Origin of the sequence: Shinella sp. CPCC 101442 (assembly GCF_024704725.1) — a bacterium.
Classification (GTDB): Bacteria; Pseudomonadota; Alphaproteobacteria; order Rhizobiales; family Rhizobiaceae; genus Shinella.
Map to the genome: position 1 here is coordinate 559,548 of NZ_JALIQS010000004.1, position 14,230 is coordinate 573,777.

11 protein-coding genes and 1 tRNA gene are annotated in these 14,230 nt (G+C 63.0%); 7 read left to right on the forward strand and 5 right to left on the reverse strand.

What is annotated here, in order from left to right; translation table 11 throughout:
* Position 1: 1 nt before the first annotated feature.
* The 4 genes from hisD to MUO32_RS18100 all read right to left on the reverse strand — a co-directional run bounded on the left by hisD (position 2) and on the right by MUO32_RS18100 (position 3,551).
* Positions 2-1,300, reverse strand: a complete 1,299-nt coding sequence (gene hisD / locus MUO32_RS18085) for a histidinol dehydrogenase (protein ID WP_257949762.1) — start codon at positions 1,298-1,300, stop codon at positions 2-4.
* 47 nt (positions 1,301-1,347) lie between these two features.
* A complete protein-coding gene (locus tag MUO32_RS18090; RefSeq protein ID WP_257949763.1) occupies positions 1,348-1,785 on the reverse strand; it encodes a DUF2948 family protein in 438 nt (145 codons plus the stop codon).
* 105 nt (positions 1,786-1,890) lie between these two features.
* The gene (murA, locus tag MUO32_RS18095) at positions 1,891-3,183 is read right to left on the reverse strand and encodes a UDP-N-acetylglucosamine 1-carboxyvinyltransferase (RefSeq protein WP_257949764.1); all 1,293 of its coding nucleotides are present in this window, start codon (positions 3,181-3,183) and stop codon (positions 1,891-1,893) included.
* 167 nt (positions 3,184-3,350) lie between these two features.
* Positions 3,351-3,551 carry a hypothetical protein gene (locus MUO32_RS18100; RefSeq protein WP_257949765.1) on the reverse strand — a complete coding sequence of 67 codons (201 nt, stop codon included), beginning with the start codon at positions 3,549-3,551 and terminating at the stop codon, positions 3,351-3,353.
* A gap of 148 nt (positions 3,552-3,699) precedes the next feature.
* Here MUO32_RS18100 and MUO32_RS18105 point away from each other — a divergent pair.
* Positions 3,700-3,774: transfer RNA gene (locus MUO32_RS18105), tRNA-Thr, on the forward strand.
* A gap of 249 nt (positions 3,775-4,023) precedes the next feature.
* Complete coding sequence (locus tag MUO32_RS18110; RefSeq protein WP_257949766.1) at positions 4,024-5,706, forward strand: calcium-binding protein; 1,683 nt, start codon at positions 4,024-4,026, stop codon at positions 5,704-5,706.
* A 142-nt stretch (positions 5,707-5,848) separates the two neighbouring features.
* Here the strand turns inward: MUO32_RS18110 and MUO32_RS18115 are convergent, their stop codons facing one another.
* Positions 5,849-6,880, reverse strand: a complete 1,032-nt coding sequence (locus tag MUO32_RS18115) for an AraC family transcriptional regulator (protein WP_257949767.1) — start codon at positions 6,878-6,880, stop codon at positions 5,849-5,851.
* Between the two features lie 79 nt (positions 6,881-6,959).
* Between MUO32_RS18115 and MUO32_RS18120 the strand changes: the two genes are divergently transcribed.
* The 5 genes from MUO32_RS18120 to MUO32_RS18140 all read left to right on the forward strand — a co-directional run bounded on the left by MUO32_RS18120 (position 6,960) and on the right by MUO32_RS18140 (position 14,223).
* The gene (locus tag MUO32_RS18120) at positions 6,960-8,150 is read left to right on the forward strand and encodes an MFS transporter (RefSeq protein WP_257949768.1); all 1,191 of its coding nucleotides are present in this window, start codon (positions 6,960-6,962) and stop codon (positions 8,148-8,150) included.
* Between the two features lie 68 nt (positions 8,151-8,218).
* Positions 8,219-8,899, forward strand: a complete 681-nt coding sequence (locus MUO32_RS18125; RefSeq protein WP_257949769.1) for a permease — start codon at positions 8,219-8,221, stop codon at positions 8,897-8,899.
* A gap of 74 nt (positions 8,900-8,973) precedes the next feature.
* Positions 8,974-10,125 (forward strand): fumarylacetoacetate hydrolase family protein, encoded by a 1,152-nt coding sequence (locus MUO32_RS18130; RefSeq protein ID WP_257949770.1) that lies wholly within the window; start codon positions 8,974-8,976, stop codon positions 10,123-10,125.
* 1 nt (position 10,126) lies between these two features.
* Positions 10,127-10,594, forward strand: a complete 468-nt coding sequence (locus tag MUO32_RS18135; protein WP_257949771.1) for an Lrp/AsnC family transcriptional regulator — start codon at positions 10,127-10,129, stop codon at positions 10,592-10,594.
* Between the two features lie 164 nt (positions 10,595-10,758).
* Entirely contained in the window at positions 10,759-14,223 is a 3,465-nt protein-coding gene (locus MUO32_RS18140) for an indolepyruvate ferredoxin oxidoreductase family protein (RefSeq protein WP_257949772.1), read from the forward strand.
* Positions 14,224-14,230: the final 7 nt, after the last annotated feature.

Consider the following 14,230-nt stretch of genomic DNA (forward strand, 5'->3'; position numbering starts at 1 on the left):
CTCAGCTCTCCAGATTGAGCCGGATGGCAACGGAACGGGCATGGGCACCAAGCCCTTCGGCTTGCGCGAGCGTGATGGCGGCGGGGCCGAGTGCACGCAGCTGATCGGGACCGAGGCGCAGGATCGAGGTGCGCTTCATATAGTCGAGGACGGAAAGACCGGAGGAGAAGCGGGCGGAACGGGCGGTCGGCAGAACGTGGTTCGAACCGCCGACATAGTCGCCGATGACCTCAGGCGTATGGCGGCCGACGAAGATGGCGCCGGCATTGCGGATGTCGGACATCAGCGCGTCGGGGTCGGCGGTCGCGATCTCCAGATGCTCCGCGGCGATGCGGTTTGCCAGCGGCACGGCCTTATTGAGATCCGGCACGAGAATGATGGCGCCGAAATCGCGCCAGCTCGCAGCGGCCGTCTCCGAGCGCTCCAGCGTCTTCAACTGGCGTTCGACGGCGGCCTCGACGGCATCGGCGAGCGCCACGCTATCGGTCACGAGGATAGACTGGGCACCGACATCGTGTTCGGCCTGGGCAAGCAGGTCAGCTGCGAGCCAGTCCGGATCGTTGTCGGCATCGGCGATGACGAGCACTTCGGAAGGCCCGGCGATCATGTCGATGCCGACGGTCCCGAACACCTGGCGCTTGGCGGCGGCGACGAAGGCGTTGCCGGGGCCGGTGATCTTGGCGACGGGCGCGATCGTCTGCGTGCCATAGGCAAGTGCTGCGACGGCCTGCGCGCCGCCGATACGGTAGATTTCGTCGACACCGGCAATGCGCGCGGCGGCGAGCACGGCGGGATTGATCTCGCCCTCCTTGGCCGGCACGACCATGACGAGGCGCGGCACGCCGGCGACCTTGGCAGGCACGGCATTCATCAGCACCGAGCTTGGATAGCTCGCCGTGCCGCCCGGCACGTAGAGGCCGACGGCATCGATGGCCGTCCAGCGCGAGCCGAGGCCGACGCCGATCTCGTCCTCGTAGATATCGTCCTTCGGCATCGAGCGGGCATGGTGCTTTTCGATGCGCTGGGCAGCGAGTTCGAGTGCCGCGATGATCTTCGGATCGACGGCGTCATAGGCCTGCTCGATCTCCTCCAGCGTCACGCGCATCGAGGTCACGGAAAAATCGAGGCCGTCGAACTTCTTGGAATAGTCGGCCAGCGCCTTGTCGCCGCGGGCGCGCACATCGTCGATGATGGCGCGCACGATGGTGTTGACGTCTTCGGAGACCTCGCGCTTGGTGGTCAGGAAGGCAGCGAACCGGCTTTCGAAATCGCTGCTCTGGTAGTCAAGTCTGATCGCCAAGTCTGTCGTCCCTGTCGTCTTCCGGCAAAACCTGCCGGTTCATGCATTCAAACCGCTGGATGGCGGGGCTTCAAGGTGGTTTCCCATGCCCCGCCGGTATCTGCAAGCTGAACTTCGACGCATTCCACATCGAGCGCCACGGAAGCATTGCCCGACATCACGACTTCCAGCGTTCCTTCAGGACCTTCGCCTGATGGCGTGAAATTGACGGCGAGCAGGGAGAAGACGGCGCTCGCATCCTTGCGGTCGATACCGATGGAGCGCACGGCGTTGACGCGCTTGAAGGCGATAACGGCGCGGCGGCGCTCGAAGCTCTTGCCGCGGCTTGCGGCGGTTTCCCAGACGAAGCGATTGACGACGACCGAAAAGACATGCTGGCGGGCGTCGAAGGCGAGGCCGTCGGTCTTGAAGACCGCGTCCTGGAGATGGGCCGAGACGATCGCAAGGTCTTCGGCGTCGAGGGCAAGCAGTTTCAGGCTGTCCATAACAGGTGTCCTTCCCGTGGATGCCGCGAAGTGCGGCATCCCGTATATTCGGTAAACGAGATAGGACGGCACGCGGCGGACTGCAACGCCGCCGCGTGGGAAAGATCAATCGCTGACGCGTTCGACGATGGCGCCGCAGCGGGTGAGCTTCTCCTCGAGGCGCTCGAAGCCGCGGTCGAGATGGTAGACGCGCGAGACCATCGTCTCGCCCTCGGCGGCAAGGCCGGCGATGACGAGCGATACGGAGGCGCGCAGGTCGGTCGCCATGACGGGCGCGCCGCGCAGGCGCTCGACACCCTCGATCTTGGCCGTCTGGCCGGAGAGCGAGATCTTCGCGCCGAGGCGGGCCAGTTCCTGCACATGCATGAAGCGGTTTTCGAAGATCGTCTCGGTGATGTGCGAAATGCCGCTCGACTTGGTCATCAGGCCCATGAACTGCGCCTGCAGGTCCGTCGGGAAGCCCGGGAAGGGATCGGTGACGACATCGACCGGCTTGATGCCGCCGCCGTTGCGCACGACGCGGATGCCGCTTTCCGTCGAGGTGATCTCGGCGCCCGAACGGCGGATCGCCTCAATCGCGGTGTCGAGCAGGGAGACTTCCGTGCCTTCCAGCACGACGTCGCCGCCCGTCATGGCGACGGCCATGGCATAGGTGCCCGTCTCGATACGATCGGGCAGGACGCGGTGACGCGCGCCGGACAGCTGGGTGACGCCTTCGATGGTGATGGTGGAGGTGCCCGCACCCATGATCTTCGCGCCCATGGCGTTCAGGCACTTGGCGAGATCCTGCACTTCAGGCTCGCGGGCGGCATTGCCGATGACGGTCGTGCCGCGGGCAAGCGTCGCCGCCATCATGAGGACATGCGTCGCGCCGACCGAAACCTTCGGGAAGGTGTAGCGTGCGCCGATCAGGCCGCCGGCCGGTGCCGTCGCCTCGATATAGCCGCCATCGATTTCGAGCTTGGCGCCCAGCGCCGCAAGAGCCTCGATGAAAAGATCGACCGGACGCGTGCCGATGGCGCAGCCGCCCGGCAGCGAGACGCGGGCCTTGCCTTCGCGGGCCAGCAGCGGGCCGATGACCCAGAACGAGGCGCGCATCTTCGAGACCAGCTCGTAGGGTGCGGTCGTATCGACGATGTTGCGCGAGGTGAAAGTGACGGTGCGTGAATAACCCTCGCCCTGGCGCTCGCGGCGCCCGTTGACGGTGATGTCGGCGCCGTGGTTGCCGAGAATGCGGATGAGCTGCTCGACATCGGCGAGATGCGGCACGTTTTCCAGCGTCAGCGTGTCGTCGGTGAGCAAAGACGCGATCATCAGCGGCAGCGCGGCATTCTTGGCGCCGGAGATCGGAATGATGCCCTTGAGTTCGTTGCCGCCTACAATCCTGATACGATCCATATGCGATTACGGGCCGGGCCCGCCTTTCTTGAGATATAGGCTTTCGGAGATTGCGGCCTCTTTAGAGCATCGCGAAAGAAAAATGAAGACCGTGCCGGCCACCCGCATTTTGCCTGCGCCCGGCTGGACAACCACCCCCGTAGCCTTCGTGATGAAGACGGTTTCGACTAATCGTCCGATTCGTCTTTTTTTGCGGCAGAGGTCCCGGCCGGCAGGCCCGTCGTCTCATCCGCTTCGCCAGCGCGCCGGGCGCGGGCCTGCTGCTTGCGGCGTTGGAGATTGTCGCGCAGCGTCTTGGCCAGCCGCTCCGCCCTGATCTCCGCTTCCGTCCTGATTTTTACGCTTTTCGTCTCGTCCTTGCCGCTCATATCCCTTCTCATAATGAAATCGCGGGCGAGAAAAAAGCACCGCCGTCATCAGTTTGTTGCGATAATCGCGAAATCGCCGCTTGCGCTACCCATCCACCTATGGCAATAGGCCCTCGCTCAAGCGAAAGCGCCTTCTGCTTCGCAAGATGCTGCTATAGCTCAGGGGTAGAGCACTCCCTTGGTAAGGGAGAGGCCGAGAGTTCAAATCTCTCTAGCAGCACCATTTCTTCCCTCTACAGTCGATGTAACTTGCGTTCCACGCATGTATGAATTCGTGGCATCCGGTCTGCCGACTGCCTGCAATGACAGACCGACTGCGTGGTGTCTGGTGCCGCAATGGAAGACTTTCCGAATTGCTGCGTGTCGAGATCACGTGCCTGACGAAGAACAAAAACTTCGCCTATACTGACGGATGAAAAGCGGTTATTTTAACTCGGATCGCTCCTGTAATCTCAAGATATAGGATTCTGTCATGAAGTTGTTCGAGCAAGTTACCGGCCAGTCACCAGAATTCACGCTCACGCGAACCGCAACAACTGTCGAGGTTTTCTTCAACTACGATCTTTCGGGATGGTACGACGAGGAAGCAGGTTTTTACGTTTATTCGGGCGAAGCCATTATAAACGTCGGCGATGTCGATAGGATGGTTTATCAGTCACCCGGTGGCGACCGCCCCCTGTTCATGAACTTTACCGCTTCCCTGACATCCGGTGTGACCTACCAGAATGAGTACACCGTCGTGGACTGGGGTGACGGCACGGACGTGACGTTTAGCTTCAATATGACGTTGTTCTCGTTAAAAGCGGTGTTCAATGGAACGCAAGCCGTTGATGTGGTTTTCGGCTCCCTTGCTGGCGACGTGCTTTCGGGCGGCGGCGGCGACGACTTTATTGAAGGTCATGCCGGGAATGATGTGCTGAATGGCGGGGAGGGCAAGGACACCCTGTACGGTGGTGTCGGGAATGACACCTACATCCTCGATGATTTAGGAGACCGGGTCGTTGAGGCCGCTTCGGAAGGCTATGACCTGGTGGAGGCTTCCTTCAGCTATAGCCTCGGCGCCAACTTTGAGGCGTTGACGCTCGTCGGATCGTCGGCAATCGGCGGGACTGGCAATTCCGGCGCCAATGTTCTCACGGGAAACATTGCCAACAATATCCTGGACGGCGGTGCCGGCGCCGACACGATGATCGGAGGCATGGGCAATGACGCATATATAGTCAGCGATCCCGGCGATAAGATCTCTGAAAAAACAGGCGAAGGCTTCGACTACGTCAAGGCTTCGGTGACCTACGAGTTGGCCGCAAATATCGAGGATCTTCTCCTTTACGCAAGTGCCGGCGCTATCAACGGTTTCGGCAACACACTCGCCAACTCGATCAAAGGCAACGAGAGCGCAAACGTGCTCGATGGCGACGCGGGCAACGACGACCTCAGTGGAAATGGCGGCGACGACATACTGCTAGGTGGCGACGGCGACGATGTGTTGCGGGGCGGCACAGGCACCGACCGACTTTATGGCGGCAACGGGTCCGATAAATATGCCGTCGACAACGCGCTTGATCGTATCGTCGAGGCTACTGGCGGCGGGATTGACAGGGTGTTGACCTCCACGAGCTTTGTACTGACTGCGGGGGCGGAGGTGGAATCGTTTGCTACCACGCAAGCGACCGGCTTTGATGCAATCAATCTTACAGGGAACGAGTTTGCCCAGACGATAACGGGAAACCTCGGCGCAAACATTTTATCTGGCAAAGGTGGCAACGACACGCTGAAGGGCGGTGGCGGCGCCGACAAGTTGCTCGGCGGGTCAGGTGCTGACAAGCTTTATGGTGGTGCAGGCACGGATATCTTCGTGTTTCAGTCCTACGAAAGCAGCGTGCTGTCGGGGCGTGACATTATCTACGATTTTTCGCAGGAGGCAGGCGAAAAGATCGACCTTTCGGCTCTGGATGCGAATAGAAACATTTCTGGCAACCAAGCCTTCACATTCATCGGCGAGAAAGCGTTCAGCAGCAAGGCCGGCGAACTACGCTATGTCAATGCCAGCGGCGACACCTATCTCTACGGCGATGCGAACGGTGACCGTATCACCGATTTCTCGGTCCGGCTGAACACGACGATCGAGTTTGTCAAAGGCGATTTCATTCTATGATCTGCACGGGCGGATGACGCTGCCTGTAGTGCGCACTATCTTCCTGAAGCTTTTGCCTACCGGTTCCAATATACGGAAGGTTGAATGCGTTTGCGCGGACGGCAACAGGACGGCAGGTCAACGGGGCCAGCAACAGAGTGAATTACTCTGATATTCCAATTGGATGCCCTCCAGATGCTCCATTCCTTCTCGCATTCTCCATACCGCCTGCGGCAGGCTTCTTGCGCGTTTTGCCCGGCGGTTCGCCGACGATGCGTTTGAAGGCGCGGGCGAAGGCGGCCTGGGAGCCGAAGCCGAGGCGACGGGCGGCGGTGTCGATGGCGAGCTTGTCGCGACGGAACCATTGTTCGGCAAGGCGCATGCGAAGTGCCAGCACGTAGCGCTGCGGTGTGACGCCCGTCACCTCGACGAAGCGTTTGGCGAAGACCGAGCGGGAGCTGCCCATTTCCTGCGCCATGTCGGCCAGCGTCCAGTTGCGGCCGGGCTCGCGGTGAAGCGCGGCGATGACGCGGCCGAGTCGCGGGTCGCGCAGTGCCTCGATCCAGCCGGTCGCATCGCCGCACCCGCATTCCACCCAGCCGCGCACGATGGAGGCGGCAATCACATCGGCAAGGCGCGCGAGAATGCCGGCCGAGCCGACGCGTTCCTCCGCCATTTCCCGCTCCATGGCGCCGAGCAGCGGCATCAGCTCCGGCTGGCGGCCGATCAATGCGCCGACGGACATGATCTGCGGCATCAGGCCGACGAGCGGGTGTAGCGTATCGAGCTCGAATTCCATGCGGCCGGTGAAGATGAGCGTGTCACTCTCTCGGTCCGCGGACTTGATGCAGGCTTCCACCGCCGCCACATCGGAGCACAACGGCTTTCGCGTATAGCTCTCATAATCGCGCATCTGGGTATTCGGGCCGGTGACGATCTCATGCACGTCGCCGCGCGGCAAAAGCACGGCATCGCCGCAACCGAGGGGACGGTCGGCCTCGCCGGGGGCACGCAAAAAGACCTTGCCGCGGGCGACGAAATGGAAACGGGCTTCCGGCCCCGCGGGAAAGCGGATGCCGAAGGGCGGGGTCAGTTGCAGGCGGCCATAGCTTGCACCGCGCAGGCGCATACCCATCAGAAGCTCGCTGACGGGATCATGGGCATTTTGCGGGAGGTCGGACGATCGATCAAACATTGCGGATAAAATGGCATTGTGCGTCTTGCATTTCAACCCATCTTTCCAGTACGCACCTGCAACAGGAAAGGGATGGCAGATGACGGATGCAACAATATCAGTGCCCGAGAGCGAGGCCGAGGCCCGCCCGGCCTGGGGAGCCGTGCTCGCCATGACGTTCGGCGTGTTCGGGCTGGTGGGGGCGGAGTTCCTGCCGGCAAGCCTTTTGACGCCCATGGCGGGAGATCTCGGGATTTCCGAGGGCATGGCGGGGCAGGCGGTGACGGCGACCGCCGCCGTCGCGCTGGTGACGAGCCTTCTGATCACCGTGGTGACGCGCAAGCTCGACCGGCGGCTGGTGCTGCTCGGACTTTCGGTGCTCCTGATCTTCTCCAATCTGCTGGTGGCGATGTCGTCGAACCTGCCGATGCTGCTGGCCGGCCGCGTGCTGCTCGGCATGGCGCTCGGCGGCTTCTGGACGCTCTCGGCGGCGACCATGATGCGGCTGGTGCCCGAGGCCCTTGTGGCGAAGGCGTTGTCGATCATGTTCCTCGGCGTTTCCCTGGCGACGGTCTTTGCAGCACCCGTCGGGAGCTATGTTGGCGATATCGTCGGCTGGCGGAATGTCTTCCTGGGGGCCGCGGTTCTGGGCGCGGTGGCGCTGGTAGTGCAGTTCGCGACGCTGCCCTCGCTGCCGCCGCACGGTCATTCGCGTTTCGGCACGCTGGTGGAGGTTCTGGCGCGTCCGGGCGTGGGCTTTGCGATGCTGGCGATCCTGCTTGTCTTCACCGGTCACTTCGCCTTTTTCACCTATATAAGGCCGTTCCTTGAAACGGTGACGGGTGTCGGCGTGGAGGGGGTTTCGGTCGTGCTGCTCGGCTTCGGCATCGCCACCTTCTTCGGCAATTATCTCGGTGCCGTGCTGCTCGAACGGTCCATGCGCTTCACGCTGACGCTCATGCCGCTCGTGATGGCTGTGCTTGCGCTCTCGCTCTCCGCCTTCGGCGGCAGCCTCTTCGGCGATGCGGCCATGGTCGCGCTCTGGGGCCTCGCCTTCGGCGCCGTGCCGGTCGCGTGGTCGACCTGGATCACGCGGGCCGTGCCGGATGAAGCCGAAAGTGCGGGTGGCCTCTTCGTCGCCGCGATCAATTTCGCCATCGCGACGGGAGCGGCCGCCGGCGGCGCCCTGTTCGATGCGAACGGCGTATCGAGCGTCTTCGTCGCAAGCGGCGTCGTGCTCTTCCTGGCTGCGCTCACCATCGTCTCGACGGTCCGCACGCGGCCTGCTTGACGCGATGGGCTTCCCGGTGGCGCGAAAACCCTCTATTCCGGAGGTCTTGCGCCACCGGGGAGCCTTTCATGGATTTCATGCGCCTGTTGCAGTCGCTGGAAGAACTGCTCTACGAACTGGTGTCCTGGCTCGTCTTCTATCCGGTGACGCTTTGGCGCACGCTGACCCGCCCGCGAGAGATGATGCGCTATGCGGATATCGAGCTCGGCGATGCCCTGGATGAGCGCTACAAGGACACGCTGAGCCCGCCGCTCTTCCTGTTGTTGACGCTGCTGTTCGCCCACGGGCTGGAACTGGGACTGATTGCGCATCGCGACGATGGCATGCTGCCGGACATGCTGCGCAATGACACCAATCTGCTGATCTTCCGCGCCTTTCTTTTCGGGTTCTTTCCGCTGCTGATGGCGGTGCGATTGCTGCGCCGCGCGGGTACGACACTGGATCGCGACACGCTGAAGCCGCCCTTCTACAGTCAGTGCTATGTGGCCGCGCCTTTCGCCTTCGGCTTCAGTGCGGGCATCAATCTTGCCCGGACGGGCCATCAGGGATGGATTCTGGCGGGAACCCTGATCACGCTCTTCTCCCTGCTCTGGTATGTCGTCGTGGAGGTTCGCTGGTTCCGGCAGGACCTGCGGATCGGCACGCTGCTTGCTCTATGGCTCGTCATGCGCACCGTGGTGGAGGCGATGCTGCTGCTGCTTCTGGCGGCGTCCGCCCTTGCCTATGCGTTGGGTGCGGGGCAAGGCTGATCCGCATCTTCACCCTGTTCCCGCCAGCCCTTTTCGCGCTAGAACCTCCTTCGAGGATTGTGGAGGAGCGGCGCGTGACGGCAGGTGATTTTTCGCGAGGGACCTTTGTCGGGCGCGTCTGGCGGCCGGATGTGCAGGGGCCGGCGGTGGTGGTGCTCAGGGATGGCAAGCTCTGCGACATCACCTCGAAGGATGTTCCGACCATGCGGGACCTCATGGAGAAGGACGATCCGGTCGCGATTGCCCGCGCCGCACCGTGCGAATCGCTCGGCACGCTCGATGCCGTTCTGGAGGCGTCCGTCGAGGGCGCCGGCAATTTCTCCCGCATGCATCTTCTGGCGCCTTGCGATCTCCAGGCGGTGAAGGCCTGTGGCGTCACCTTCGCGCGTTCGATGATCGAGCGTGTGATCGAGGAGAAGGCGGCGGGCAATCCGGCGCTGGCGGAAAAGGTACGGGACCGGGTCACAGACATTATCGGCGACAGTTTGCGCGACTTGAAGGCCGGCTCGGAGGCTGCGGCCAAGGTCAAGGCGGCGCTGATCGAAGAGGGTGTCTGGTCGCAATATCTCGAAGTCGGCATCGGGCCGGATGCGGAGGTGTTCACCAAGGCGCCCGTGCTGTCCTCGGTCGGCTGGGGGGCTTCTGTCGGGCTGCACCCGATATCCAGATGGAACAATCCGGAACCGGAAATCGTGCTCGCCGTCGATAGCGGCGGGCGTGTCAAGGGCGCGACGCTCGGCAACGATGTGAACCTGCGCGATGTCGAGGGGCGTTCGGCGCTCCTGCTCGGCAAGGCGAAGGACAACAATGCCTCCTCCGCCATCGGGCCGTTCATCCGGCTCTTCGACGAGACCTATTCGATCGACGATGTGCGCGAGGCCGATCTCGACCTCCTGATCGAAGGAGAGGACGGTTTCGCGCTGAAGGGGCGCAGCACGATGCGTGAAATCAGCCGCGATCCGCTCGAGCTCGTGGCCCAGACGATCGGCAGGCATCATCAATATCCCGATGGATTCATGCTGTTCATGGGCACGCTCTTTGCACCCGTCGAGGATCGCGATGCGCCGGGGCAGGGTTTTACGCACAAGACGGGCGATCGCGTGGTGATCTCCAATGCGGAACTCGGCGCGCTTGCCAACACCGTGCGCCTTTCCACCGAGTGCCCGCCCTGGACTTTCGGCATCGCGGCGCTGATGCGCAATCTCTCCTCGCGCGGGCTGATTTGAAATGGCCGAGGGCGTGCTGGACGAGACGAGCCGAAAGATCCTGCGCCTCCTGCAAAGTGAGCCGGAGCTGACTGTCGCCGAGATCGGCGAGCGCGTGGGCTTGAGCCATACGCCGTGCTGGCGGCGCATCAAGGAGATGGAACGGCTCGGCATCATCCGCGGCCGCATCATCGCCATCGAGCCGAAGCTCGTCGGGTACGAGGTTTCGGTCTTCTGTTTCGTGCGGCTGAAGCAGCATGACGAGGCGACGCTGCTGGAGTTCGAAAAGGCGGTGAAGAACATGCCGGAGGTCGTGCAGTGTTATTCCATGACCGGCGATCACGACTATGTGCTGCGCGTCCTGACGAGCAGTGTCCGGCAATACGAGGAGATCCTGAAGAAGGCGCTGCTGCGCCTTCCCGGTGTCGGTTTCGTCAATTCCAGTTTCGCGCTCGACGAGCTCAAGAACACGCACCGCGTACCGATTTGACCCGCAATGAGGATGGCGTTGCGTTAAAGCGGCCGCTTTGCGGATGCCATCCCTAAATCGTGATGTTTCAAGGGGAAAATAAGGACCCGCTCCTCCCAATCCATGCGTAAGCTCCTACATATGGAGGATGGCTTTCGTGGAGGAGGGCCATCGAGGAGGAAGTCATGCTGAAGCAGAGCTTTTCTCTCGAGGACAAGTATACGGCGGAAAGTGGGAGGATCTTCCTTTCCGGCATCCAGGCACTCGTGCGCCTGCCGATCGTTCAGATGCGGCGCGACCGTGCCGCGGGTCTGAATACCGCCGCATTCATCTCGGGTTATCGTGGATCGCCGCTTGGCGGTTATGACCAGCAGCTGGCCAAGGCCGGCAAACACCTGGCGGCGCACGACATCGTGTTCCGGCCCGGTGTCAACGAGGACCTCGCGGCGACGGCCGTCTGGGGCACGCAACAGCTTCATCTGTCACCCGGCGCGCGCTACGACGGTGTTGCCGGTTACTGGTACGGCAAGGGGCCGGGCGTCGACCGCTGCGGCGACGTGCTCAAGCACGCCAATGCCGCCGGCACGTCGAAACATGGCGGCGTGCTCTGTTTTGCCGGCGACGACCATTCGGCGAAATCGTCGTCCATCCCGCACCAGTCGGACCACGCCTTCATGTCGGCGGTCATTCCGGTGCTCTATCCGTCGTCCATCCACGAATTCGTCGAATACGGCCTGCTCGGCACGGCCATGTCACGTTACTCCGGCTGCTGGGTCGGCATGAAGTTCATTTCCGATACGGTCGAGACGACCGCCTCGGTAGACCTTGCCGGCGAGCACCGGCAGTTCGTCATTCCGGAAAACTTCGAGCTGCCGCCGGGTGGTCTCAACCTGCGCTGGCCCGATCCGCCGCTGCCGCAGGACGAGCGCCTCCAGACCTACAAGGGATATGCGGCCATCGCCTTTGCCCGCGCCAACAAGGTGGACGAGGTGACGCATGACGTGCCCCGCGCCCGCTTCGGCATCATCGCCTCCGGCAAGGCCTATGAGGACGTGCTGCAGGCGCTGAAGGAGCTTTCGCTCGGCCCGGCCGAGATGGCAGAGATCGGCATGCGCATCTACAAGGTCCGCATGCCCTGGCCGCTGGAGCCGGAGGGCGTGCGCGAGTTCTCGCAGGGGCTGGAAGAGGTGCTCGTCGTCGAGGAGCGCCGCGAGATCATCGAAAACCAGATCAAGCAGCAGCTCTTCAACTGGCACCATGGCGAACGGCCGCGCATCATCGGCAAGTTCGATCATGACGACCACGCGTTCCTGCCGCTGTCGCAGGCCTTGACGGTGGGCATGGTGGCGCGGGCGATTGCCGCCCGGCTCCTGCATTTCGAGTTCGACGCCGGCCTGAAGAAACTGATCTCCGACGAACTCGCCTATCTTCTCGAGCGCGAAAAAATCCGCAAGACGCATGCCGCGCCCATCGAGCGCGTGCCCTATTTCTGCTCCGGCTGTCCGCACAACACCTCCACCAAGGTGCCGGAAGGCAGCCGCGCGACGGCCGGTATCGGCTGTCACTACATGGTGCAATGGATGGACCGCGACACCGCGACCTTCACCCATATGGGCGCGGAGGGCGTGCCGTGGTCCGGCATCGCGCCCTTCACTGACGAGAAGCACATCTTCGTCAATCTCGGCGACGGCACCTACTACCATTCCGGCATTCTGGCGGTTCGCCAGTCGGTCGCCGCCCGCGTCAATATCACCTACAAGATCCTTTATAACGACGCCGTCGCGATGACCGGCGGCCAGGCGGTCGATGGGCCGATCAGCCCCGAGGGCGTGACGCGCCAGCTCTTCGACGAGGGCGTCGAGCCGATCTACCTCGTCTCCGATCATCCCGAGGCCTATTCCCCCTCCATGCTTGCGCCTGGCGTCATCATTCGCCATCGCGACGAACTCGACCGGGTGATGCGCGATATCCGCGAGGCGCCCGGATGTTCGGCCATTGTCTATGTGCAGACCTGCGCGGCCGAAAAACGCCGCCGCCGGTCCCGTGGCCTCATGGAGGACCCGCCGGTCCGCCTGATGATCAACCCCGCCGTCTGCGAAGGCTGCGGCGACTGTTCCACCCAGTCGAACTGCGTCTCCGTCGAACCGCTCGACACGGAACTCGGCCGCAAGCGCAAGATCAACCAGTCGACCTGCAACAAGGACTATTCCTGCCTCAAGGGTTTCTGTCCGTCCTTCGTGACGGTGGAGGGCGGGCGTTTGCGCAAGGCGGCGCGCTCGAACCCGGATATGAGCGGCATCCCCGACCCCGATCTCGTCAGGATCGGCGACCGCTCCTACAACATCGCCATCGCCGGCATCGGCGGCACGGGCATTCTCACGATCAGCGCCATCCTCGGCATGGCCGCCCATCTCGACGGCAAGTCGCCGATGATCCTGGACATGGCCGGCCTCGCCCAGAAGGGCGGCGCGGTCATGAGCCACCTGCGTATCGGTCTGCATGACCAGGACGTCTCCTCGCCACGCATCATCACCGGCGGTGCGGATCTCCTGATCGCCGCCGACGACGTGGTGGCGTCCTCAAAGGATGCCGTCACGCTCTGCGATCACCACCGCACCACGGGCGTGGTCAATACGCGGTTGACCCCGGTCGCCGATTTCGTGCGCAAGCGCGACTTCGACTTCCGCCGCCGCGATGTCGAGAACACGGTGCGCGCGGCCTTGCGCGAGGCATCGTACCTTCTCGACTTCACGACGGTCGCCGAAAAGGTGGCCGGCAATGCCATGGCGACGAACATCCTGATGACCGGCTTTGCCTGGCAGAAGGGGCTGATCCCGCTCACCCACCAGTCGATCGAACAGGCGATCGCGCTGAACGGCGTGGCCGTCGACGCCACGCTCTCCGCCTTCGGCTGGGGCCGTCTCATCGCCGCCGACCCCGTCCGCGCCGAGCGCCTGTTGCATCCCGGTAAGCCTGTCGCCACGCTGGAGACCATGCCGACGGCGGACCTCGTCGCCCACCGCGTGAAGCACCTGACCGCCTACCAGAACGATACCCTTGCAGACCGCTACAAGGCGCTTGTGGACCGGGTGCATCAGGTGGAAAAGGCGCTCGGCCCTGATGACAAGCTGGTCCGCGCCGTCGCGCATGTCTATGCCCAGCTCCTTGCCTACAAGGATGAATATGAAGTGGCCCGGCTCTTCACGGATCCGGCCTTCAAGGCGGGGCTCGCCGAGCAGTTCGACGGCAATTACAAGATCGCCTTCAATCTCGCGCCGCCCTTCCTCAAGGGCGAGGATGCCAACGGCCGTCCGCGCAAACGCCGCTTCGGCCGCTGGATGCTGCCGGCCTTCGGTCTGCTGGCAAAGCTCAAGGGCCTGCGCGGCACCGCCTTCGACCCGTTCGGCCGCACCGCTGAGCGCCGTATGGAGCGGGCGCTGATCGCCGACTACGAAGCCCTGGTCGAGCATGTGTTGCAAGACCTCCGTCGCGACAACAGAGACGCCGCCATTGCGCTGCTCTCGCTTCACGGCGAGATTCGCGGCTACGGCCCGGTCAAGGAGGAGGCGGCAAAGCGGGTGAAGGCGCGCGAGGCCGAAAAGCGCGCGGCCTTCGACACGGCAAAAGAACAGGAAAAGGCAATCGCCTGACGGTTGC